1 protein-coding gene is annotated in these 255 nt (G+C 59.2%); it reads right to left on the bottom strand.

The genetic code is table 11. The features are described 5' to 3' along the window. Positions 1 to 255 (bottom strand): transposase (locus HA052_RS28430; protein ID WP_166454460.1); only part of this gene is annotated, 255 nt, incomplete at both ends.

The following is a 255-nucleotide window of genomic DNA, read 5'->3' as shown; positions in this document are numbered from 1 at the left end:
ATCTCCCAACATTTCCTGCTTCAGCTCGCGATAGCTGGTCTCGATTCGCCAGCGATCCTGATATTGCTCCGCGATTTCTTCGGCCGGCCAGGCTTTCCCATCCAGCAATGAGGTCAACAGGATGCGCCGGCGACCATGTCGCGAGATGGTTACGATGGCCCGAGCTTCCCAATAGGCCGGTAGGGTTGGATTGTGTTCGCGGGCCTGCGGCGAGACCTTCATCCGGACCCGGTAATCGGTCGGGTGTGGATCTAG

The organism is Chromobacterium fluminis, from assembly GCF_011602385.1.
Lineage (GTDB): Bacteria > Pseudomonadota > Gammaproteobacteria > Burkholderiales > Chromobacteriaceae > Chromobacterium > Chromobacterium fluminis.
Note: the sequence above shows the minus strand (reverse complement) of the source record. Positions and strands in the feature narration are given on the sequence as shown.